This window comes from Ignavibacterium sp. (assembly GCA_032027145.1).
In the GTDB taxonomy this organism is placed as follows: Bacteria; Bacteroidota; Ignavibacteria; order Ignavibacteriales; family Ignavibacteriaceae; genus IGN3.
In genome coordinates this window covers 2134467-2157022 of the sequence record JAVSMP010000001.1, presented here as the reverse complement: position 1 = coordinate 2157022, position 22556 = coordinate 2134467, and the positions used below count along the sequence as shown (strand labels likewise).

Genomic DNA, 22556 nt, shown 5'->3' with positions numbered 1-22556 from the left:
TTCAAAATTTATTTATTTTTAAATGTCATAATGCTCCACCATATCTGATACACATTTATTCCAATCATATTCTTCAGTTACCTTCTCTCTTCCCTTTCGACCCATTTCATATCGCAACTCAGGATCAATAATCAATTGTTCAATAGCTGAAGCTAAGTGAACTGGATTCTTTGGTTCAACGATAAAACCAGTTACTCCATGATCGACAACCTCAGGCAATCCGCCTACATCGGACACAACGACTGGTTTATTACACGCACTGGCTTCGAGTATAGCAACACCAAAACTCTCCTCTAAAGATGGGGCAACGTAAATATCCAATTTATTATGATAAATCTGCACATCATCATGATTAATGTACCCTGTAAATATAGTATCATCTTGTAAACCTAATTCAACTGTTAGTTTCTTAAGTTCATCAAGCAAAGTACCCTTACCACAAATTAACAGCTTGATTTTTTTCCCCAGTTTTTTTTCCTTCAAGATTGAAAAAGCACGAATTAAAAATTCAATTCCGTATCTTGTCTCAAGAGTTTTAATTGTTCCAATCAAGATGCAATCATCATTAGAAACTTTCTCAACTTGAATTGGTCTGAATCTTTCTACATCAATACCAAAAGGTATAACAAAAATCTTTTTATCAGTATACTTTTCAATTTCGGCTTTCATCACCCTGCTTGTAGAAAATATTTTATCAGCCCTTGATATTGAAAATGTAAAAATAAATTTATGTAAAAAAGAGTACTTTGGAAATCTAAAAACATCACTCCCCCAAACTGAAATAAAAAACGGATGAAAGTTAGTCATAGCCCCTAAAAACCCATAACTGGAAGCATAATGTGCATGAACGATATCAGGCTTAAATATAGCAATTGTCTTTTTAACCTCGCTTATTGCTTTCAGGTAGACTAGTTTTGATAAGTTTGTCTCTGCTTTGTCTTGAATTTTTCTCGAAATATTTAATGAAAATAATTTTAGATCAGGATAGTCAAAGTATAGTTTGGGATTCGGTCGATGAATTGAAAAAATTCCTACCATTATACCTCTACTATGCAATGATTTAGCCCATCTAAGAGTGTGTGGTGAATCTGAATCAGATAGTAATAATACTTTCATATCTATTAATTAAAAAATTTATGACACTTTTTTACACACCACATAAAAATGTCCGACTTCTTCAATGCATTTTCTAAAAGTACTTTCAGTGGAAGAATTATTACTTAATATATTTTGGGGGTAACCATAAAACTCAATTTTATATCCAACACTCTCTAATAATTCAATTATCTCCTGCTTACGAAACCAGTAATTGAAGGGTCCAATATCAAATAAAGCTTTAAAATTAACTTTACCTGTAAATTTTAACCATGGGATATATTGCTCACTTAGTTTATTTGATTTAAAGAATCTAAAAAAATTAATAACAGGTGAAATGAATTTGAATACTCTATCGTTTTTTTTGCTTTCATAACTTAAGAATGAAAATATCGCAGTGCCTCCCTTTTTCAATATCCTATATGATTCTTTAAGTGCAGTCAATCGCATTTCAGGTTCTTCAATTGTTGAAACAATCTGTTGAAGATATATAATTTGACAAAACAATTCATTCTCAAAATCTAATTTAGTAGCGTCTTGCACTGAGAAATTAATTGTTGAATTGGTATTTTTTTTTTTGGCAGCACTTATATATTCACTAATAAAATCATAACCAGATAAATTAGTAAACCCGAGCTTTTCCATTGCAAACAAAATTCTTCCACTAGCTGTACCTGCCTCGAGAGTAGATTTATTTTTATCCAAATAATCTACAATCAGTTTTTTTTCTTCTGGTTGCAACCCATCTCTATCTAACCAGTTATCAAATTCTTTTGAGCTGAATACATTTTTATTATTCATAACACAACACAATTTTATTAAATTATTTTTTTTACTAAACTGTTTCTTCTAATTTCTTCTAACTTAACCATAGCTTTTATCTTTTGGAATATACCTCTATCATAAGTTATTAAGTTTCTGAACGGGTAAATAGTTTGAATTATCAAATTCATAATTGGCTTGTAATAAAGATATAACTCTGTAGGCTGTTTAAAAAAATCAAAATTCTTTATAAGAAACCCTTGAATATTTGTATCATGAAGAATATTTCTAAAGCCATCATTAACATATTCAAAATTATTTTTTTTTAAATAATATTCATCCATAGTATAAACAAGAGCATAGGTTGGGAAAAGAGAAAATTTTTCAGGTAAAAATTTCATAGTTGAATAAGAAGCTTCAATTGAATCAAAAATAAGATTTTCAGCATATCCAATTAGTTTTGAATTATGAAAAACCCCCCAATAGTGAAAAATCTCAGGATAAAAATTTCGTACACTATTTCTTTGAGAAAACCCTTTTTCATCAGTATATATTTTAACTCTACCTTTATAACTTTTGACTGCTGCATAAAGTATATCATAACCTTTTTTTGCTATAAAATCCGCATCAACTCTCTCTACCTTACAAAATTCCAATCCTCTTTTGATTTTCTTCCTGGATTCATAAGATTTTATTTCCTCTCTTTCTAAGAAGGAATTTTTAATAACAGCATACCACAATGATGATTGAGCAGAATTCAATTTCTGAAATCCGTTGTTCGATCTAATAAAAAGAGTTTTAGGAAACATTGATAATAACTGTTTTGATTGATCTTCACTGAGCCTATAATCAAATTTTGCCGGACCAATGGGAACTAAGGCTCGATTATAATCATACCAAAGAGTATTACCAAGTTTTGAATATTTGATATGTTGTTGTTCAAAATAAGACTCAAACCTTTCAATAAAATTATTTCCCATTTTATTAGTTTTTTTAGTTTAATAAAACAACGATTTTTTAATTTGAATGTATTATATAAAAGCCTTGATACTAAACAATTAAAATTCACTAACCAAATATTCGTGCGAAAACAAGTGTTTAATTAATCAATTAATTAAGCAGATAATTTTATGAAACAAGCGTAAAGATAATGCCTAAAGTACTAATAAACGAGACAAAATTCTGATGTTTTATTAATGAATAAAACTGAAAAAGATATTATTCAACTTTAAGATATTTGTTCGCAGTTTAATTTGAAGCAAAAAACAGGAGAGATTTAATTGAAAAAGTTGCTTAACTTATAATTCACTTTTAGGAGATAGGATTAGCTTGAACTTAAAAATTTTATAACAAAACTTTATATGTATAAGACAAATAAAAGTATTATTTAAGCGAAAGGACTCTCAGTATTAAAATTAATATTATATACAAATGTTTTAACTATGTAAAAGGTTTAATTTTAAATAACTACTTATCACTATCAATATCTTTAATTAAAAGCTCAATCTGATTAAAAACATCATAAATATTTAACTGATTCATACAAGACCTATGACCACAAGATTCCCCTGCATCAGCATAACAAACTTTTGTTGTATAGGGTGAGCAGTCCAATTCTTTCCTAATAAAATGGTTATTTTTCCCTAATGGCATGTGAAAGATTGGATTGGTAGGACCATAAATAGTAAATGTAGGTATTCCTATCATTGCAGCCATCTGTATCGGTCCTGAATCATTCGAAATGAGTAATTTACAGGTTTCCAGAAGCTGAAAAAAATGTTCAATATCTTCACTGTTAATCACTTTAATATTTTGATACCTCAATTCAGAGATGATGTCATCAGATATAGCATTTTGCGGAAATACAAAACTGACTTTATATTTTTCTATAAGCATTTTATATAAAGAAATGAAATTATTAAGTCCCCATTCTTTTGCAGACCAACCAGCCAGGGGAATGATATAAATTTCATCCTGTAATATTCTTTTCGGTTGAAATCCGTTAAAACTTGTATTGAGTTCAGGATTAAAAGCTTTAGCAGCATCAAAATAAAGATCGATTTGATGCGGGCTGTTTCTTATCGGAATAAAAGTACTATATATTTTTCTATAGTAAATCTCATTTATGCCGTAAATTAGGCTGCAACGATGATTAAAAATCATGCTGGCGGAGATAACACTTCCTTTCATATCAACAATTGAGTCAACCTGAAGATTTTTTATTTTTTTTCTTAATCTCTTCGAAGCAATCCGCCCACCAAAGATAAACTCATCATAATCAACAATAATATATTCCACAAAGTCTAACTGTTTCTTATAAATAATTTCTGAATGAGAAAAGCACACAATAGTTATAGAAATATTTTTTTCTCTTAACAGCGCCTTAATAGCCGGAATCGTGAATACTGTATCACCCAATTTATGTAGTGAAATCAAAAGAACTTTCCCTGTAATTTCAGTTTTTCTTCTGCTAACTATTCGAATCAATGAGAAAAGGAAATCACAAAAGTAAACAACAATCCAATTTAAAAGTTTAGAACTATCAATCTTTTCTTTTAATGTCATTAGAATGATACTTGTTTTTAGTAATATATTATAAATAAGCGGATATTATTGAAATTATCTTAGGGTTTATTAGACTATAGCTAACAATAAAAAGACTTAGAAATAAAGATATTTCGACTAAAACGCTTCCAGAATCAAAATAAGAAAAAAAAACTACTTGGAATTATTAATTATGCTACAAATTTAATAATAATAATTAAAATCGGTAATCGGCTCGATGTCTTTGATCAATTACAAAACATTACTTTATTCAATGAAAAATTTTTATACTAATTTTTGATTTATACTGAACATATATAAGCTGAATAGTAGTTCCAATTAGATATCCGATAGCAATTTAGGCTACCTCCCAAAACCTATTAACAAGGAGTATAAAAATAAAAACTGCAATGTTTTTGAATGATTGCTGCTAATGTAGGTACATAGATTTTTTGTTGTTTGAATGGGCAAAAACTACTGCCAAAGCTCTTGAGTTTGGTATAGTTAAAATGTTAACATTATTAATATGTCTTCAGTCTATCAAAGGAGATAAGATTGCTTCATCAAATAATTTTATTACCATATTTTGATTGCAAGAATAACGAAGTAATATTTTACTAATAGCAGATTTATAATTATAGTATTAAAGGAAATTACCTTCTCATTTCTGAAATAGTTTCATCACTTAGTTGCACATTAATTTTTAACAAAGTGATAAATAATAACCAGAAAGGCAAATCTGTTTTTATATAACCATATGTAAGATACCCAGTTATTTCAAGAAATGACCTTATAAAGATACCAATACCGATTGATAATATTACAGCAGTAAAAATGTAAAACTCTGAATTTAATTTTCTAGATTTATTAAAAGTTTTTACAGCATAGTAGAAAAACATTATAAAAAATAATATTGCTGTTAATAGACCAAGAATCCCATTCTCTGCGAAAAAATATATGAAGAAATTATGTGGATGAGGACTACCAAGATTTGAAAGTTCTGGATTAAGAAAACGAATAAATGAGCTTGGTATATAGTTAAAAAATTGTTTGTGAAAAGTGTCTGGACCAACTCCAAAAACTGGATTATCCCTGATAATTTCAAGTCCCATATTCCAGTAAACTAATCTTTGATCAACAGTTTCCAATCTCATATATGCTTCAAATGTATCCTTAAAGTTACTTGATAATACAAAAAGTACTATTAAAAGAGATACAATTATTAGAAACAACTTAAAAAATATTTTTGGTTTTATTATTAATAAAAACACAGCTGTAGCTATAACTGCAGCTAAAATTCCACCTCTTGAATTAGCCAAAATCAAAAGAATACCATTCACCAATATCAGAAGCCAAATTACTAACTTTGAATAGAAACTTTTTCTTTCATTTTTAAATAACAATGCAATTAACAAAGTAAATGAGATAAAAAAGATTGTTTCTCCAGTAAACCCTTTAGGTGCAATTAAGGTATATTTATCTTCTAAAACACCTCTGATAAAAAATTTTTGTAGTCCTAATTGATATAAATCAATAAACATAGAAATGCCTGATAGAATCATAACAACAATAAGTGAGTAAATCAGAATATTTATTTCTATTTTCTCTTTAATTAACGAATAAATCAAATAACAAATAACTAAAAAAGTCATTACTCTTATTGTAGCAATAAAACTTAAATTAATGTAAAATGAAAACACTGTTGAGCAAATGAGAGTTATCAATAAGAATATCACAAATCTTATTATACCAATAGGTAATCTTGGATATTTAGCATATTCAAAACCATGATCAATTAAAAAGATAATTACAAGTAAAAGTGTTAAAAATAAGCTTATAAATATTCGGTAATCCCCTAAGTAGTCTGATGACATTGTTAAAAAAGAAACAATTACGAGAGGCAAAATGATGCGATTGTTAATCTTATACAAAAATACGATTAAAAGTAGAATGGCTACCCCAACGACTATAATAGTTGGAATAAATAATAACATCAGTGCAAAGGTTAAAGAGATTATTAAAAATTCTTTAGTACTTAAATCAAAAACTTTAATCATTTAATTAAGATATTCCAGTAGTGAATATTCTGAATATTTAATCATTAATTTTATCAAACTTCTAAAGAACATCAATCAAACATGAAATCATTTTTTACTATAATCAAACATAAATTTTAAAAATTTTTCAGATATCTTTAAGTAATATCATCATTATTATACAAAGCAATCATCTTAAAACTACCATAAAAGTAAAAGCTAATAATTAAAAACTTAAAGATAACTCATAAAGATTCCAGCATTTTGAATGATTGTCTTAGATTGTTCTCAGATATTGATAAATCAGATTCTATGATTCTAAGTTATTTTCTAGCTCTGCAGATAAAATTTTGAGATAATATCTTTTCTCCTCTGCCACAATAGATCAAAAGTAGAATATTGTAAATAAATTTTTGAATCTCCCAAAGAATAGTTCTGATTACACCTTTAAGGTTTTTCATTACAGGACCTTTTTCATAAAAAACAATTCCGTTAAAATTTGCTAATTTTAAGATTTGTGCTAATGAATTGGGAGTAAAAATTGTAAGATGAGTTAAATCTCCATAGATAATTCTACCCGGAAACATCGCCTGTCCATTAGGCGTTTGAATAATTAATACACCGTTACAATTCAATTTATTGTAGAGAGCATTAAATAACTCGACTAATTCCGACTTATCAAAATGTTCTACAATATCAATTGCAAAGATTATGTCATAATTTGAATTTGAATCTGAAAGAAAACTTAGAATATCAGATTCAACTGCATTAAGTCCCCTGGATTGTGCTAAATCAACTTGCTCTTTTGAAATATCAATTCCGATAACGTTTGTAAATTTTTTATTTCTCAAATATTCAAGTAAAGTTCCCCTTCCGCATCCAATTTCGAGAATACTTACAGTTTTTGAAAAATCTCTAATCAGTGGGAAAATTTTAAAGTCAAAATGCTTCCATTCGTTTTTTTTCTCTATTTCAACAGAATGAATAGGATCGTGTTTAAATTTGGAATTATATACTTTATAAAATACTTGTCTAAAATCATTTTCCATTTAATTACCTAATCACTTATTTTATTCTATTATTTTAAATTAAAGAATAATTGGTTTCTAAAAAGATTTTGTTTAATAAATTTGATAGTCTCATATTCAATCAAAAGGTTATTAATCATATAAACAAATAAATAAAAAGATAGTTTTACAAGAATAATATCAGTAAAACTAAATATGTAAAAGAATGCTTCTACAAAAATGTAAGAAAATATTCCGTTAAAGACATTAAGTAATAATTCTAACCAGACTTTTTTATCAAGGCTGACGTTTAGTTTTAGTTTGATTAAATAAAGACTTATGATAAAAAATACTATATAAGTAATCGAAGTACTTAAAGCCAAGCCAGCCTGTGCAAAATAAGCTACCAGTTGATAGTTAAGTAAATACTTCAAACAAATTCCTATTATAGTAAGCAGAAGTAACAGTTTAGATAAATTTGCACTATAGAAAACTTTATTTAAAATAGAATATATTGCATAAAACACTAAACTTATCGTAAACAAACCTAAAGCCTCGCTGGTCATTAATGTACCTTCATTTGAAAACTTACCACGTTCAAAAACTAGCTTTATCAATGGGGTACTATAAAATAAATAAACCAAACTAATTGGTGTAAAAATTAATACGGTAACTCTGCTGCTACGTGAAAGGATTTCATTAACCTCAAAAAGATTATTTTCTGAAAATGACTTTGATATTCTGGGAAATATTACTGTGCTTAATGCAAAAGTAAAAATTGATATCGGAAAAAGAAACAAGCTTTGTGCATAATAGATTGAAGCCACTCCACCTTCCGGTAGTTCTGCGAAAAAGATCCTGTCAATTATTGAATAAAGCTGTCCTATTGATTCAATCAGAACAATGTAAATAATATTTAAATATAAAACTGATCTGATTTTTTCAGGTAATAAACTTTTTGTTTCTAAAATAAATGCCCTGATTCCGAATGTTTTCCTTAATAAATAAACAAATTGTAGAAGTGTACCAATTAGATATCCCAGAGCAATAGAAATATTTCCTAAACTACTTGAATACAATACTATAAGGATAATAATTGAAAAATTAATAAATAATTGAGAAATAGCCGGGGATTTAAACTCTAACTTAGATTGTAAATAAGAGGTCAGTATTGATATTCCAGCTGAAAGAGGGACAGTTAGTAATAAGATTTGGAAGATTAACTTAGGAGTACTACTAATTTCCTTTTGTGGTAAACTGAAAAAAATTTCAAGAAACCATTCTGAAAAAAAATACAATGGTATAATAAGTATGAATGTCAATAATATATAACTTACAAATACCTGTTTAGAAAATTTTATCTCACTCTTCTCTCCGAAATTTGAGTATTTACTCAACGAAGGGATAAAGTAATTTTGTCCAACAAAGAAAACAATAATATTCAGAGTTAATGGAATTACACTTGATACTAAGTAGATATCGTACTGTACTCCTGTACCATAATATCCAGCAAATACGATTTCTCTAATAAACCCAATACCTTTAGATAATATTAAAATAAAAGAGATGTATAAAGTAGCTCCACTTATTGTAGATAAAAATTTGTGTTTCATTTTGATTTTTAATCTGCACTCTTGAATTGGGTTCTACAAAAGCTCATAGTTAAGAAAAATTCTAATGCTGATCCACTCGAAATATTATTTACTATAATTATTCTTTTTAGAAATGAGTAGTATAAAAATGGAGATTATCATTATTAATATTGATCCTGTAAAAGTACTCAAAACTATTTTTGGCTCACTTTTTTTCTTTGGTGGTATCGCTTCATCCAATACCTGAACAGTTGGGATATCCTTATTTTCCTGAATTTTTTCCTGATAAAATTGTTGTTGTAATAGGACATAAACTTCGTTCTGGATTCTGACTTCCCTATATAACCCCGCAAGTTTTTTTCCTAAAACTGGTACATCTTTAAAAGCTAAAAGATAATCTGTACTGCCGATTTCGAAATTTGAATATTGCTCCTTTAGTTCCTGAAGTTTTTTGTATAAGGAATTATATAACCGATTACTTTCTCCTGCATCAGTTTTAACTAACCCAAGTTCAATTTCGGTTTTTATTATCTCAGTTTTTAGCTGAGTAGAACCTTCAATCGCCGCTTTAATTTGATCAGTCATTGCTATAGTTTTGTTTCTACTTTGAAATTCCATCAAAGCAGTTTCGGCTGAATCTAGTAAAGCCTTAGTCTGAACTATTTGTTCCTGAATATACTGTCTGGCGCTTTTAGCTTTCGAAGAAAGTTTCTCTTTATTAATTGAATCCAATGCAGCAATGTATGTATTTGAAATTCTTGCACTAAGTTCCTTCAATGAATCTTCATCACTGAACAACATAGGTATTAAAGTTGACTTAACATCTACATTTAATGTTATTATCCCTTCTTTTGAGATATTAGTATTTAATCTGTCGATTAATTTTTCTGCGGCTTCAATTCTATCTTCAGTATTATATAGCTTTGTAAGGTTCAGTTTATCAACAACATATAAAGCTGCACTTCTACTTTTTAATATTTCGACATACAATTGTGAGGTAGCAGTTGCCATTCCACCTGTTAAAATACTTGAAAAATTTCCTCCGCTAAATAATGAGCTTAATCCACCAATGTTTTCCTGTTTTTCGGGCGGCATGACAGAAACATTAGCACTGTACGTTCTAGGATAGATTAACCATAAAATCAAAAAGAGAAAGAGGGTGCTAAGTATAGTAATTTTAAGAATAGTTTTTATATTAAACAAAATAACATTTAGAATTTCATGCCAGCTCATTTTTTACCTCGTTGCAACAATTACCGCAACAGTAGCTGCAATTACTGCCGCTACTTGTCCGAGTACTGAAATAGTTGTTGTAAATATTTCCCAGAATTTTGGACCTGGTGGATCTTCTAAAACCCAGATAGTGTCTCCTGGATCCAGTTGTTCAACATCATCTGCATCAATCCATTCGCCGGTATTTACTTTAATTACTCTTACATCGCTTTCAATTGCTCTCCAACTAAAGCCGCCGGCTAAAGCAATATAATCCTTAACTGATAATTTTGAATCATAGACGATATTACCAGGATTAACTATCTGCCCGATTAAAGTAATATAATTTCTTCTCTCGGGAATTGTAATTACATCATTTCGTTTAAGAACAATATCTTCGCTTAATTGATTTCTAAAAAACAAAGCTCTAAAATCAACTACAACTTTTCCATAGCGCTGTCTTGATTTTGCTTTTAAATAATCATATTCATCTTCGGTCATATCTGCACGCGGTATTAGTTTTAATCTTTCAAATTCCGGATCATAGCTTGAATCGGCATCTGTTCTGAAAACTGAAGCATCAACCAAACCAGCATCTTTAAGAAATCCGCCAGCTTGATTAATCAATTCACTTAGAGTTGTCTGATCTTTAATAATCTTATAAATACCAGGATATTTTACAAAACCACTTATTGTAACCCACTGCTCATCATAATACTCGCTTATCTCTCTGACTAAAACCTGATCACTAAATTGCAGATGGACATTATTATTCTTCAGATATTCAATTGAATAGAAACGGCTTACTTGTTTTTTTCCATCTTTATCAAAACTAACCACTTCAATCGAATCTGTTTTTGCTTTGTATTTTAATCCGCCAGCAAGTTTAATAAAGTCATAAATAGATTCACCTTCTCTGAATTCATAATTAGCCGGATATTTTATTTGTCCGTTAATAAAAACTGTTTTATCAACTTTGTCAACAATTACTGCATCTCCATCTATTAAAAAAGGATTGTTTTCAATTTTACCCAATCTAAGAAAAGAAAGGAAATCAATACTTAGTGTATCATTATCTCTGTTTATTATTTTTATATTTCTTATATCTGAGGTTGACGTTAAACCCGGAGATGTTTTAATAAGATCTAATAATCTTGAATTGGAGGTTAGAGTATATGTTGCTGGTTTAACTACATCGCCGATTAAGGATACTTTTATTTTCCTTACATCTGCCAGGGCAATGTAGATATCAACATTTCTGAAATTTTTATTAAGTATTTCTAAAATACTTTGTTTCGCTTCTGCAAGTGATTTATTTCTTAAATCAACTGCGCCAACTCTGGGAATATATAAATATCCTTCGTGATTGATCAGTAAGTTAAAAATTCTTTCTTCCACTCCACTAATCGAAATAAATATTTTGTCGCCTGGTCCTACTTTATATTCATCAGGATTTATCACACCTTCTGATGCCTGCATATAATTTGAAAATGAACTATCGGTAAATGAACGGAAAGATCTTTCTGGATATGTAGGAAGTATCTGTGAATATGAATTATTAAAAAGTAAAAGAAATAAAATAACAGATGATATTATTTTGCTTATCAATTTGTAACCAAGTTTATTTAAGTGCTGCAAAGTTAATAAATAGATAATAATTATTGAAAGATATTCTCTATGACACTAAATTTTTAATGATATCTTTCTTAAGGATACTATTGTAACGAATACTCCGATAAGTGGTCCAATACATAATAGTATCCCTATAAACAAATACTTGTCTTTGATTATTTGATCAAACGAAAATAAATACTCGCTTGCATAATAATATAACAGAATTAAAATAGCTAAGGCAGTAATACCGGCAATTAGTCCGGCTAGAGCACTATTAAGAATTATCGGCATTTTAATGGTTGAAAGTTTTGCACCAACAAATTTCATCGTTTCTAATTCAGAGTATTTGGAGTTTAATATTAATCTTACTGTACTATAAACCAGATACATTGAAACAAGAAATATCAATCCGGTTAATGCAAAAACATATACTTTACCTTTATCTATGTAGGCTAAAATCTTCTGATAAAAATCCTGCCTGAAAACTACATCATCGCCCCAGCTTAGTTTTGATAAATCTTGTATGATTAATTTTATTGAATCATTAACTGCATAATCACCTTTCAGCTTCAGATTAAAGGAAGCTGGCAATGGATTATAGTCAAGAATTTTTCTAAAATCTTCTCCTGTTTCTTTAACAAATATTTCTGCAGCTTCATCTTTACTGACATAATCAACAGATTTAAGAAAGTTATAGCTTTCCAGTTCACTTTTAATCGAATCAATTTCCGTCTTTGCAATTTTATCTTTAATAAAAACACTTATAACAATATTGCTCTTTAAATCCTGTTCAAAATGATTTGAGAATTGAATAATAAATACAGATAAAGTAATAAGTATTACAGAAAGTGTAATCGAAACAAGCGAAAGAAAAAATGAGAACTTTGATCTTGCAATCAGTTTAATTGCTTCTTTGAGCCAGAATTTAATCATAAGTCTTTCTTAAAAATTTGATTCATCTATCCAGCGTTCTATTTTCCAAACCTGAGTTAGTGGATTTTTATTTAATGACAAATTCACTCTTCCATCAACGTGAACAACATCTGTTGGATTAAACGTAATTGTTAAATTAAAACTTCTAACAATATTGGCTGAAACTGAATCTTGTGTACTTAAAATAATATTATTCCATATCAGATCAAGTCTTTGTGCATTTTGAAAAAGTCCGTTAGTTGTACGCATTTCATCATCTCTGCCCCAGGTAACATCAAATCCCTGATCATAATCTCTGTAGGTAAAAGTAAAGCTGCCCGAAAGTAGTTTGCCATAAATAGTTGTGTCTTTAAAAGAATAGGCATACTGAAAATTCTGAAAAACCCCTGGAATATCTTTTTGATCAGAAATAGGAAGTACACTTTGATCAGTGCTTGTATCAAGCTTTGGTGCAAATGGATTTGTACAACCGCCAAATAAAATTAGTAAGAACGATATAAACAAAAATTCTTTAATAGAATATTCCTTTTAATTCACTCCAGCTTGGAAATGATTGACCTCTTGTGTCCTTCCAAAAATAAATAACCCATTCTGATCTCGCATCTCTTAACATATTAAACTGTAATACTCCCGCATAATTAGCTGGTGTAGGATCAGCACCGGAAATAGGAAGATTAATATTATAACTGGCAGTGTAAATCAATGAGTCACCACTTAAATTGCTAAAGTTCTCGTCAGAAAATGTTAATGATATAGGAAAATCAGCCGGCACTTTGTTAACAACACTGCTAAAATATCTTTTTTCCTCAACCAATCCCCAGCCTGTAAGAAATATATCCCATCGTGTTATAGCTTCGCTTGAGGCTGAAAAACTAAACTGTTTATCTGCAAAAATTGTATCCACAAAACAAGCAATGTAGTTCTGAACATTTTTATCAACAAAGGAATTTTTAAGGTTAGTAATGACATCCTCTGCTCTGACTGCAGGAATAAAATTAGATTTTCCTTTATCTGGTTCTTCAGCATCTCTTGTATCAAATAAATTACAGGCTCCCAGCAAACAAGTAAGAGTTATTATAAAATATATCTTTTTCATTCTTTCCAAATCAAAATCAATCTTTACAAAGTAAAATGCCTAAATTAATTATCAAAAAAAACATTAAAGTTTATTAAATATCAATTCCAGTATTTCAGAGAGCTTTTTCTAATTTTGTTTATAAATGATATGAATCTAAAAGACAGAATTACTTGATGCTATTCAATTAATTATTCATAAAAAGATTTCAGATAAATATTTCTGAGTATTATGTCTAATCTCTATAAATTTTATATTATAAATCAATTCGATTCAGCATTGCTCTGCCAATTGTTGCTTCATCAGCAAACTCAAGATCACCACCGATAGGAATTCCACGTGCAATTCTTGTTACCTTAACATTTAATGGTTTAATCAATCGGGCAAGATAAAGAGAAGTTGTTTCACCTTCAGTATCGGGATTTAAGGCAAGGATTACTTCTGAGATATTCTCTTTTTCAAATCTTAAAAGTAATTCTTTGATCTTTAAATCATTTGCAGTTATACCGGAAAGCGGTGAAAGAACCCCACCTAAAACATGATATAAACCAAAATATTCATTGGATTTCTCTATAGCTATCACATCACTGGCTTCTTCAACAACACATATTTTACTTGTATCGCGTTTTACACTTTTGCAGATTTCACAAAGTTCTTCTTCAGCTAGATTAAAGCACCTTGAACAAAAATGCAATTTAAGTTTAAGATCAGATATTGATTTTATTAATCTGTCAACAGAATCTTGTTCAGATTTTAATATATACAAAGACAGTCTTTGGGCAGTCTTTTTTCCAATCCCTGGCAACTTGCTCAACTCTTCTATTGCAATTAACAGAGGTTCTGCAATCTGCACTTAAAACCCCGGAATATTTAAGCCAGGGGGTATCATCCCTTTGGTAACTTTTGCCATTTCTTCCTCAGCCATTTTATTTGCTGATTGTAAAGCTTTATTGACTGCTGCTACGACTAAATCTTCAAGAATTTCCTTTTCTTCCGCATTTATCACTTGTGGGTCAATTTCAATAGAAATGAGTTCTTTCATCCCATTAGCCTTAGCTTTTATCATCCCGCCGCCAGCTTCTTCGGTAACACTCATATTTCCCAGTTCATTTTGTACTCTTTGCATCTCAGCCTGCATTTTTTGCACTTGTTTCAACATTCCCTGCATTCCGCCCTTCATAAACATCTCCTGAATTTTGTAATTTTTAAGTTTTTTCAAGCCAAATATAATACAATCGTTTGACTTTATATATTTAATTTGCCTAATTTCAAATTGAAATTTTATCAAGTAAAAATTATAGTTTAGAGGCAAAATGGTAGAAACTTTACTACATAAAGATATTCCATTGGATGAAGGTAATTATCTTCTGCTGGAGTATCTGGATAGTTACCAGATTAACGGTAAAAAAGTAAAAGTTAAAGATATTGGCAAAAAAATAGCTTTGACCAGTGCATTTTTCTTTGATTATTTAAAAGAATATCATATCCCGACAACATTCTTAAGAAAAGATGGTGAGAACTCACTGAAATTTTCAGTAAGTAATCAGCTGTCTTTTAGAGTAAAAATCCTTAATAATGCTGATAAAAGAAATTCTAAAATTTTTGGAATGAAGGAAGGTGCTGAATTAAATCTGCCTGTATTTGAATTTCATTATGGATGCGGTAAAGAAAGCATTATCAGTGAAAGTCACTTAATTGCCTTCGATCTTTGTACCCCTGAAGATCTGAAGTTAGTTACACGAATGTGTTCTAAAATAAATGCTGTTCTTAAATCATTTTTTGAAAGACGAAATGAAAATCTTGCTGAAGTATGCTGCCATTTTGGAAAAACAGATGATAAACTTTTTTTAACCGGAGACTTTTCACCAGCAAGTATCAAAATTTTTCCTAAAAGTGATTCTGCTAAAGCAATAAATCCTTACAAACTTACAACTGCTGCCGAAATAAGAAAATATACAGACCAGCTTTTTAATATTGCGAGTGTAAAATAATGTTTACAAAATATGGTTACAATACAATAGGTGTTGTATTTTTTATTGTCTTCATTCTTATTGTTTTGAGTATTTTTTCAAGTTCAAATTATATTAGAGTCCCATTAATTCTTACTGCTGTTTTGCTTGCTATTTTTACACTTAACTTCTTTCGTGATCCCGAAAGAAAAGTACCTGAAAAGTCCAATATAGTTGTATCACCAGCAGATGGTAGAGTTTTATTTGTAAAAGACGTAATTGATGAGAGATTTCTTAACAGCAAAGCAAAAATGGTATCAATCTTTATGTCTCCCCTTAATGTTCATGTAAACCGAATACCGATAACAGGAAAAGTTGACTATTTAAAATATGTCGAAGGAAATTACATTGCTGCTTTTGAAGATAAAGCTTCGGAACAAAATGAAAGAAATGAAATTGGTATCAATTCGCCTGCTGGAAAAGTTTTATTCATTCAGATTGCCGGTTTTATTGCCAGAAGAATCATCAGCGAAGTAAAAATCGGAGAATCTGTATCCATTGGAAATAGGTTCGGTATGATTAAATTTGGAAGTCGTGTTGATATAATTGTTCCGGAGCAGTGGCTTGTAAAAGTAAAAAAGGATGATAACGTTACTGCTGGTGAAACAATTCTTTTTGAATATTAATTAATGAATCGATTTAGACTTACACCTTCTGTAATACCAAATCTGTTTACCGCTATGAACATGTTCAGCGGTTTTTTTTCGATAATTTCTGCAAGTCAGGAAAACTATGTATATGCAGCCTGGCTGATTATTGTTGCTGCAGTGTTTGACGCGCTTGATGGATTTATGGCACGTCTGACAAAATCAAGCAGCGAACTTGGTGTTGAACTTGATTCACTTTCGGATATTATAAGTTTTGGTGCAGCTCCGTCGTTTTTACTTTATAAAACTTATTTCTACCAGTTTGAAACTATCGGAATTATTCTCTCTTCTATAATAATGATTGCAGGCGGTTTTCGCCTTGCAAGATTTAATGTTCAACTAGTTGGATTTGATAAAGCTTATTTTACCGGTTTACCAATTCCCTCTTCAGCATTAACAATTGTAAGTTTCGTTCTCGGTTTTTATAATAATGGATTTAGTGGAGTTGAAGAGCATTTTATTATTCCGCTTGTTATTGGTTTATCGTTGCTGATGGTAAGCAATGTTAAATATGATACTTTATCAAAATATGCTTTCAAAAATTTCAAAAAAAATCCTTACTTAATTTTAGTCTATCTATTAGTATTTGTATTACTCGTGTTCTTCACTGTCAAAGGTTTGTTCTTCATTTTTGTTTTCATGATTGTATTTGGTATTTTTAGACAAATTTTTAACTATTTCTCAAATAAAAAATCTGAGTGAAAAGTGTTTAAAGCTACAGTATTAATAAAAAGACGGGCTTCCATTCTTGACCCGCAGGGTGTTGCAGTTGAAAAAGGTGCTAAACATCTTGGTATTACCAACATTAACGGAACGAGGATAGGTAAACTAATTGAGTTTGATGTTGATGTTAATGATCGGAACGCCGCTGAAAAAGAAGTAAATGAATATTGTTCAAAACTTCTTGCTAATCCTATTATGGAAGATTTTGAGTTTAAGCTGGAAGAAATAAAATGAGTCTGAAATTTGGAGTTGTAGTTTTTCCCGGATCTAATTGCGATCACGATGCTTATTACTCGTTAAAAAAAATTCTTGATTACAAAGTTGAATTTTTGTGGCATAAGGATACAGACCTTAAACAAAGCAGTGTTGTTCTTTTGCCAGGCGGATTTTCTTACGGTGATTATCTTCGCACAGGCGCAATTGCAAGATTTTCTCCCATAATGAATTCTGTTATCAGCTTTGCAAATAAAGGCGGAATTGTAATTGGTATTTGTAATGGCTTTCAGATTTTATTAGAAGCAGGTTTACTGCCCGGTGTTATGATACGCAATAATTCCCTTAAGTTTACTTGTAAAGATGTTTATCTTTCGGTTGATAATCGTGATACAATTTTTACAAGTGAGATTACGAAAGATTTATTATCAGTTAAAATACCTGTGGCACACGGTGAAGGTAATTATTTTGCTGATGAAAAACTGTTAGAAGAACTTGTATTAAATAAACAGATTTTGTTCAGATATTCTGATGCTGATGGAAATGTTAATGATGAGGTAAATCCAAATGGTTCTCAACTTAACATTGCAGGAATTGTAAATAAAAACGGTAATGTTATGGGAATGATGCCTCATCCTGAAAGAGCTTGCGACCCAACTCTTGGCAGAACTGATGGGCAATTAATATTTAAATCAATTGCAAATTATATATTAAACTAAAGGTGATATTATGTTTGGAAACTTAGGCACTGGTGAAATAATAATAATTGTGCTTGTTATCCTTTTATTATTTGGTGCGAAAAAAATTCCTGAGCTTGCTCAAGGCTTAGGTAAAGGCATGAGAGAATTCAAGAAGTCCTTAAAAGATGTTGAAGACGAGATTAAGAAAACTGATGACGATGTAAAGAAAACTGATAAGTCGTAATTAAAACCAGTTATTTTTTCTACCAAGCGAGTTGATTCGAAATCTTTAATATTTATTGACTTTATTATCTTTTATTCCCGCTTCAGAAACAGCGGGAATTTTATAAGAGATATTCCTATATATAAATAAGATTAATATTTTAAAAATCTTCTGATGAAACATCATCTGCTCTTCTTCCAAATAAATAGATCATCCCAATTAGAACTGATGCAATCAATAACAAAGCAATATAGGGTGATAAACCAAACGCCGTTAAAATATCACCAACCAGCATTGTAACAACAGCAACCGAAACAGCATAAGTAAGCTGAGTGCGTACATGATCAATATGATCACAGCTTGATGCCATTGAACTTAAAATTGTTGTATCAGAAATTGGTGAACAATGATCTCCCCAAACGCAGCCTGCCAGAACAGAGCTAACAACTCCAATTAAAATTAAATGTGTATCAGCAGAAGAATAATTATTCATTTGTGTAACCGCTGCAGAAAGTGGAATTACAATTGGAAACATAATTGCCATTGTTCCCCAGCTTGTACCAGTAGCAAAACTTATCAGTCCGCAAACAGCAAAAACAATAACAGGAAGAAATCTTGGATCAATGGATTGACTTATTAAACTAATAATATAATCTGCAGTTCGCATTTCATTTGTAACAGCACCAATGCTCCAGGCAAGTGTTAATATAAGAACTGCCAAAAGCATTGAACGGATACCGTTAAACCACGCATCAATTGTCTCTTTAACTGACAGAATCTTCTGAGCAATTATCATTACAGCAGCAATTAAACACGCAGAGGAACTTCCCCAAAGCAAGGCAAGATATGAATTAGAATTGCTGACAATATCTTTAACACTGTAGTCAGTTAAACCTTGTTCTTTTACCGAACTTAAACCGGTATAGATCAAACCGGCAATTGTAATGATTACCAATGAAAATATCGGAACAATTCCATTATACCATTTTGCTTTATCCTCATTCCCAAATAATTCACTAGACTCAATTAATTTATTGCTTGATGAAGTTGGGGATGATACCAGCCCTTCTCTAACCGCCCTTCGTTCGGCTTTTAACATTGGACCAAAATCTCTATTGGTAAGGGCAATAACAAGAATAAAAAACAACATCGCAATTGGATAAAATCTAAAAATTATTGAATCAAGAAAAACTGAATATGCATTTAATGATGAACCAATGGATGTTAAACCATCCTGAATTAATCCAACTTCATAACCTATCCACGAACTGACTATAAAAATACTTGCAACCGGTGCCGAAGTTGCATCTACTATAAAGGACAGCTTTTCACGCGAGACTTTTAATTTATCGGTTATAGGACGCATAAGGTTCCCGACCACAAGAGCATTCGCATAATCATCGAAAAAAATCAATAAACCTGAAAGCCAGGTTGCAATCATTCCTGATTTTCGTGTGCGAGCTAATTTTGAGAGAGAGTTTGCAATTCCGGTAGTGCCGCCGCTTTTTGAAATTAAACCAATCACTCCGCCAAAGAGTAAAGTAAAAATTATAACCTGCGTATGCGAAACATCGCTGACTGCTTCAATAATATATTTATCAATCAATCTTAAAAATGCAGTAAGCGGATTATAACCATTTATAAATAACGAGCCTGAATAGATACCGAGTATCAAAGAAATGACCACTTGCTTAAAAAGCAATGCAAGAACAATAGCAAGAATTGGAGGTACAATACTTAATATTCCTGGAATTACATTTACTGAAATTTCTTGTTTACCTCCGGAATAAATCAGTTTGTATTTTCCTGCATTCGGAATTGTTAAAGCTGTATCAAATGATCCTTCAGCTAAATCAACTTTTATCTCTTTAGAATATGAATCACTAATAAATTTTATTTCAATCGTTTTTAATGTATCGGAAAACCCTGTTCCATTTATATTAAAACTGATATCACTTAACACCAGAGAAGGCGAAGTTATTTTCTGAGCAAATGCACCTGAATAAAAAAATAAAAGAAAAAGACCTGCAAAAATGTATTTGTTCAAATTATTAAATATTAAGTGGAATAATACTTGTTTAAATAACACCAAAAATATATGCTATAAATTCAAATAATTCAAAAAATATTTTGATTCTTACATTTAAACTGATCTGCAAACACACTGTAATTTTTTCTTTATAAGCTTAAAGACAAACAATTCAGTAATTAGACCAAAAGTGTTATTTTAAACACTATAATCTTTATTAAAAAAAATAAGATGACTTTTTATAAAAACCACAAAGAAAAATTAGAACTTATTAGATCAGGCAAATTAGGTCTTGTAGATAATGTAAAACATTTTCTAAAGAACATTGAAGACCAAAAAGATCTTAATGCATTCAACTTTGTATTTAATGATGAAGCAATTGATACAGCAAAAGCAGTTGAGCAGAAAATAAAAAATAATTCTGCTGGTAAACTTGCGGGAATGGTTATCGCAATAAAAGATGTCCTTGCTTACAAAGATCATCCGCTTACCTGCTCATCAAACATCTTAAAAGGTTTTACTTCACTTTACACAGCTACGGCAGTACAAAAACTTATTGATGAAGATGCAATAATCATCGGCAAAACAAACTGTGATGAATTTGCAATGGGTTCATCAAATGAGAACTCTGCATTTGGAAAAGTTTTAAATCCTGCGGATAAAACAAGAGTGCCCGGCGGATCAAGCGGCGGCTCGGCAGCTGCAGTTGCGGCAAATCTTTGTGATGTTTCAATCGGAACCGACACTGGAGGTTCGATTCGTCAGCCTGCAGCTTTCTGCGGTGTGTTTGGATTAAAACCAACTTATGGAAGAGTTTCGCGTTTTGGCTTAACTGCATTCGCTTCATCTTTCGATTCAATCGGACCATTCTCAAAAAATGTTGAAGATGCGGCATTAGTGATGGAAGTTATTTCGGGAAAAGATGTAAATGATTCTACATCTATCGAAAAAGTAATTCCGGATTTTTCTTCTTCATTATCAAAAGACAAAAAGTTTATGATTGGGATTCCAAAAGAATATTTTGCAAATGGATTGGATGAAGAAATTAAAACAGCAATCCTAAACATTGTTGATGAACTAAAACTAGAGGGTTATGAAGTTAAAGAAGTTTCGTTACCCAAAACTGAATATACTATTGCAGCTTATTATATCTTAACAACTGCCGAGACTTCTTCAAACTTAGCAAGATTTGATGGTGTAAGATATGGAATCAGATCAAAGAGCTTTAACGACTTGAACGAAATGTATGTAAACACAAGAGCAGAAGGACTCGGTAAAGAAGTAAAACGCAGGATAATGCTCGGCACATACGTTCTCTCTTCCGGATATTATGATGCTTATTATCGCAAAGCTCAAAAAGTTAGAAGATTAATTAAAGAAGATTTTGACAATACATTTAAGCAGGTTGATTTGTTGATCACTCCAACTACTCCAACTGTTGCTTTTAAGATTGGTGAAAAATCTGATGATCCTTTGCAAATGTATTTGAGTGATATCTACACAACATCTGCAAACCTAGCTGGCATACCCGGAATGAGTATTCCAATCGGAAAGAACTCAGAAAATCTTTCAATTGGTTTGCAAATTTTATCTCAGCAATTTGAAGAAGAAAAAATATTTCAGTTAGCAAAGCACATTCAGGATGAAATTTCAAACTGAAATAAATATACGTCAATGGACAAAAGCTGACTTCTCAATCGTAAAAAATATTTTACTCACAACCTGGAAGAACACTTATTCCTTCATCCCATTAAAAGATATTGAAAAATATTTTTATGATTTTTATTCTGATAATAGATTATTAGAAATACTTAATGATCCTTTTTCAATAGGAATAGTAGCTGAGGTTAACTCAAATCCAGTTGGCTGGATGAAATTATTTGATAATTATATCGAGAAAAAATTATTTGTTTCTTCTTTATATGTCCTTCCGGAATTTCAGGGCTTTGGGATTGGAAAGAAATTATTAAATAACGCTTACTCAACAGCAAAAGAAAAACAATATAATAAAGTTTGGCTTGGAGTGATGAAACAAAATGTAAAAACCCTGGAATGGTATATTAAGCTTGGATTTGTCTTTATTAAAGAAGAGCCTTTTCAGATGGGTTCAACTTTAGTGACGCATTTGATAGGTTATAAAATCATAGAGTAATATAAATTCT

23 protein-coding genes are annotated in these 22556 nt (G+C 30.4%); 8 read left to right on the top strand and 15 right to left on the bottom strand.

Going from position 1 to position 22556, the window contains the following annotated elements:
- Positions 1 to 18 precede the first annotated feature (18 nt).
- The 14 genes from ROY99_08980 to ROY99_08915 form a co-directional block, all read right to left on the bottom strand.
- Entirely contained in the window at positions 19 to 1116 is a 1098-nt protein-coding gene (locus ROY99_08980; protein ID MDT3696516.1) for a glycosyltransferase, read from the bottom strand.
- Between the two features lie 18 nt (positions 1117 to 1134).
- Positions 1135 to 1896 carry a class I SAM-dependent methyltransferase gene (locus ROY99_08975; protein ID MDT3696515.1) on the bottom strand — a complete coding sequence of 254 codons (762 nt, stop codon included), beginning with the start codon at positions 1894 to 1896 and terminating at the stop codon, positions 1135 to 1137.
- Between the two features lie 17 nt (positions 1897 to 1913).
- A complete protein-coding gene (locus tag ROY99_08970; protein MDT3696514.1) occupies positions 1914 to 2837 on the bottom strand; it encodes a hypothetical protein in 924 nt (307 codons plus the stop codon).
- Between the two features lie 487 nt (positions 2838 to 3324).
- Positions 3325 to 4422, bottom strand: coding sequence for a glycosyltransferase family 9 protein (locus ROY99_08965; protein ID MDT3696513.1), 1098 nt, complete (start codon positions 4420 to 4422; stop codon positions 3325 to 3327).
- Positions 4423 to 5054: 632 nt separating this feature from the next.
- Entirely contained in the window at positions 5055 to 6458 is a 1404-nt protein-coding gene (locus ROY99_08960; protein MDT3696512.1) for an O-antigen ligase family protein, read from the bottom strand.
- A gap of 302 nt (positions 6459 to 6760) precedes the next feature.
- Complete coding sequence (locus ROY99_08955) at positions 6761 to 7486, bottom strand: class I SAM-dependent methyltransferase (GenBank protein ID MDT3696511.1); 726 nt, start codon at positions 7484 to 7486, stop codon at positions 6761 to 6763.
- A gap of 29 nt (positions 7487 to 7515) precedes the next feature.
- Positions 7516 to 9057 (bottom strand): lipid II flippase MurJ, encoded by a 1542-nt coding sequence (locus ROY99_08950; GenBank protein MDT3696510.1) that lies wholly within the window; start codon positions 9055 to 9057, stop codon positions 7516 to 7518.
- Between the two features lie 84 nt (positions 9058 to 9141).
- Positions 9142 to 10269: a GNVR domain-containing protein gene (locus ROY99_08945; GenBank protein ID MDT3696509.1), complete on the bottom strand. Its 1128-nt coding sequence runs from the start codon at positions 10267 to 10269 to the stop codon at positions 9142 to 9144.
- 3 nt (positions 10270 to 10272) lie between these two features.
- Positions 10273 to 11856, bottom strand: a complete 1584-nt coding sequence (locus tag ROY99_08940) for an SLBB domain-containing protein (protein MDT3696508.1) — start codon at positions 11854 to 11856, stop codon at positions 10273 to 10275.
- Between the two features lie 75 nt (positions 11857 to 11931).
- Positions 11932 to 12795: a permease-like cell division protein FtsX gene (locus tag ROY99_08935; protein MDT3696507.1), complete on the bottom strand. Its 864-nt coding sequence runs from the start codon at positions 12793 to 12795 to the stop codon at positions 11932 to 11934.
- Between the two features lie 9 nt (positions 12796 to 12804).
- Positions 12805 to 13299: a hypothetical protein gene (locus ROY99_08930; protein ID MDT3696506.1), complete on the bottom strand. Its 495-nt coding sequence runs from the start codon at positions 13297 to 13299 to the stop codon at positions 12805 to 12807.
- Positions 13300 to 13306: 7 nt separating this feature from the next.
- Positions 13307 to 13891 carry a hypothetical protein gene (locus ROY99_08925; protein MDT3696505.1) on the bottom strand — a complete coding sequence of 195 codons (585 nt, stop codon included), beginning with the start codon at positions 13889 to 13891 and terminating at the stop codon, positions 13307 to 13309.
- A 235-nt stretch (positions 13892 to 14126) separates the two neighbouring features.
- A complete protein-coding gene (gene recR / locus ROY99_08920; protein MDT3696504.1) occupies positions 14127 to 14723 on the bottom strand; it encodes a recombination mediator RecR in 597 nt (198 codons plus the stop codon).
- Positions 14724 to 15089 (bottom strand): YbaB/EbfC family nucleoid-associated protein, encoded by a 366-nt coding sequence (locus ROY99_08915; GenBank protein ID MDT3696503.1) that lies wholly within the window; start codon positions 15087 to 15089, stop codon positions 14724 to 14726.
- A 94-nt stretch (positions 15090 to 15183) separates the two neighbouring features.
- Between ROY99_08915 and ROY99_08910 the strand changes: the two genes are divergently transcribed.
- The 6 genes from ROY99_08910 to tatA are packed head-to-tail and all read left to right on the top strand — an operon-like array spanning position 15184 to position 18386.
- Positions 15184 to 15861: a phosphoribosylaminoimidazolesuccinocarboxamide synthase gene (locus ROY99_08910; protein MDT3696502.1), complete on the top strand. Its 678-nt coding sequence runs from the start codon at positions 15184 to 15186 to the stop codon at positions 15859 to 15861.
- Positions 15861 to 16505, top strand: a complete 645-nt coding sequence (locus ROY99_08905; protein MDT3696501.1) for a phosphatidylserine decarboxylase family protein — start codon at positions 15861 to 15863, stop codon at positions 16503 to 16505. Before ROY99_08910 ends, ROY99_08905 begins: the two co-directional genes overlap by 1 nt.
- 3 nt (positions 16506 to 16508) lie before the next feature.
- Positions 16509 to 17228: a CDP-diacylglycerol--serine O-phosphatidyltransferase gene (gene pssA, locus ROY99_08900; GenBank protein MDT3696500.1), complete on the top strand. Its 720-nt coding sequence runs from the start codon at positions 16509 to 16511 to the stop codon at positions 17226 to 17228.
- Between the two features lie 3 nt (positions 17229 to 17231).
- On the top strand, positions 17232 to 17483 hold the full coding sequence (gene purS, locus ROY99_08895) for a phosphoribosylformylglycinamidine synthase subunit PurS (protein ID MDT3696499.1): 252 nt from the start codon (positions 17232 to 17234) through the stop codon (positions 17481 to 17483).
- Complete coding sequence (purQ, locus tag ROY99_08890; GenBank protein ID MDT3696498.1) at positions 17480 to 18181, top strand: phosphoribosylformylglycinamidine synthase subunit PurQ; 702 nt, start codon at positions 17480 to 17482, stop codon at positions 18179 to 18181. Before purS ends, purQ begins: the two co-directional genes overlap by 4 nt.
- A 10-nt stretch (positions 18182 to 18191) precedes the next feature.
- A complete protein-coding gene (tatA, locus tag ROY99_08885) occupies positions 18192 to 18386 on the top strand; it encodes a twin-arginine translocase TatA/TatE family subunit (protein MDT3696497.1) in 195 nt (64 codons plus the stop codon).
- Between the two features lie 139 nt (positions 18387 to 18525).
- On the opposite strand, the gene ROY99_08880 is transcribed toward tatA, so the two are convergent.
- Positions 18526 to 20412: a Na+/H+ antiporter NhaC family protein gene (locus tag ROY99_08880; GenBank protein MDT3696496.1), complete on the bottom strand. Its 1887-nt coding sequence runs from the start codon at positions 20410 to 20412 to the stop codon at positions 18526 to 18528.
- Between the two features lie 213 nt (positions 20413 to 20625).
- Here ROY99_08880 and gatA point away from each other — a divergent pair, with 213 nt between their 5' ends.
- The gene (gene gatA / locus ROY99_08875) at positions 20626 to 22053 is read left to right on the top strand and encodes an Asp-tRNA(Asn)/Glu-tRNA(Gln) amidotransferase subunit GatA (protein ID MDT3696495.1); all 1428 of its coding nucleotides are present in this window, start codon (positions 20626 to 20628) and stop codon (positions 22051 to 22053) included.
- Entirely contained in the window at positions 22037 to 22546 is a 510-nt protein-coding gene (locus tag ROY99_08870) for a GNAT family N-acetyltransferase (protein ID MDT3696494.1), read from the top strand. Before gatA ends, ROY99_08870 begins: the two co-directional genes overlap by 17 nt.
- The last annotated feature ends 10 nt before the right edge of the window (positions 22547 to 22556 follow it).

Coding starts and splice junctions, on each gene's coding strand:
- ROY99_08975 (MDT3696515.1), bottom strand. CDS start 1,896: ATGAATAATAAAAATGTATTCAGCTCAAAAGAATTTGATAACTGGTTA.
- tatA (MDT3696497.1), top strand. CDS start 18,192: ATGTTTGGAAACTTAGGCACTGGTGAAATAATAATAATTGTGCTTGTT.
- ROY99_08905 (MDT3696501.1), top strand. CDS start 15,861: ATGTTTACAAAATATGGTTACAATACAATAGGTGTTGTATTTTTTATT.
- ROY99_08965 (MDT3696513.1), bottom strand. CDS start 4,422: ATGACATTAAAAGAAAAGATTGATAGTTCTAAACTTTTAAATTGGATT.
- ROY99_08950 (MDT3696510.1), bottom strand. CDS start 9,057: ATGAAACACAAATTTTTATCTACAATAAGTGGAGCTACTTTATACATC.
- ROY99_08945 (MDT3696509.1), bottom strand. CDS start 10,269: ATGAGCTGGCATGAAATTCTAAATGTTATTTTGTTTAATATAAAAACT.
- ROY99_08925 (MDT3696505.1), bottom strand. CDS start 13,891: ATGAAAAAGATATATTTTATAATAACTCTTACTTGTTTGCTGGGAGCC.
- ROY99_08935 (MDT3696507.1), bottom strand. CDS start 12,795: ATGATTAAATTCTGGCTCAAAGAAGCAATTAAACTGATTGCAAGATCA.
- purQ (MDT3696498.1), top strand. CDS start 17,480: ATGAGTCTGAAATTTGGAGTTGTAGTTTTTCCCGGATCTAATTGCGAT.
- ROY99_08910 (MDT3696502.1), top strand. CDS start 15,184: ATGGTAGAAACTTTACTACATAAAGATATTCCATTGGATGAAGGTAAT.
- ROY99_08955 (MDT3696511.1), bottom strand. CDS start 7,486: ATGGAAAATGATTTTAGACAAGTATTTTATAAAGTATATAATTCCAAA.
- gatA (MDT3696495.1), top strand. CDS start 20,626: ATGACTTTTTATAAAAACCACAAAGAAAAATTAGAACTTATTAGATCA.
- ROY99_08980 (MDT3696516.1), bottom strand. CDS start 1,116: ATGAAAGTATTATTACTATCTGATTCAGATTCACCACACACTCTTAGA.
- pssA (MDT3696500.1), top strand. CDS start 16,509: ATGAATCGATTTAGACTTACACCTTCTGTAATACCAAATCTGTTTACC.
- ROY99_08870 (MDT3696494.1), top strand. CDS start 22,037: ATGAAATTTCAAACTGAAATAAATATACGTCAATGGACAAAAGCTGAC.
- ROY99_08970 (MDT3696514.1), bottom strand. CDS start 2,837: ATGGGAAATAATTTTATTGAAAGGTTTGAGTCTTATTTTGAACAACAA.
- ROY99_08960 (MDT3696512.1), bottom strand. CDS start 6,458: ATGATTAAAGTTTTTGATTTAAGTACTAAAGAATTTTTAATAATCTCT.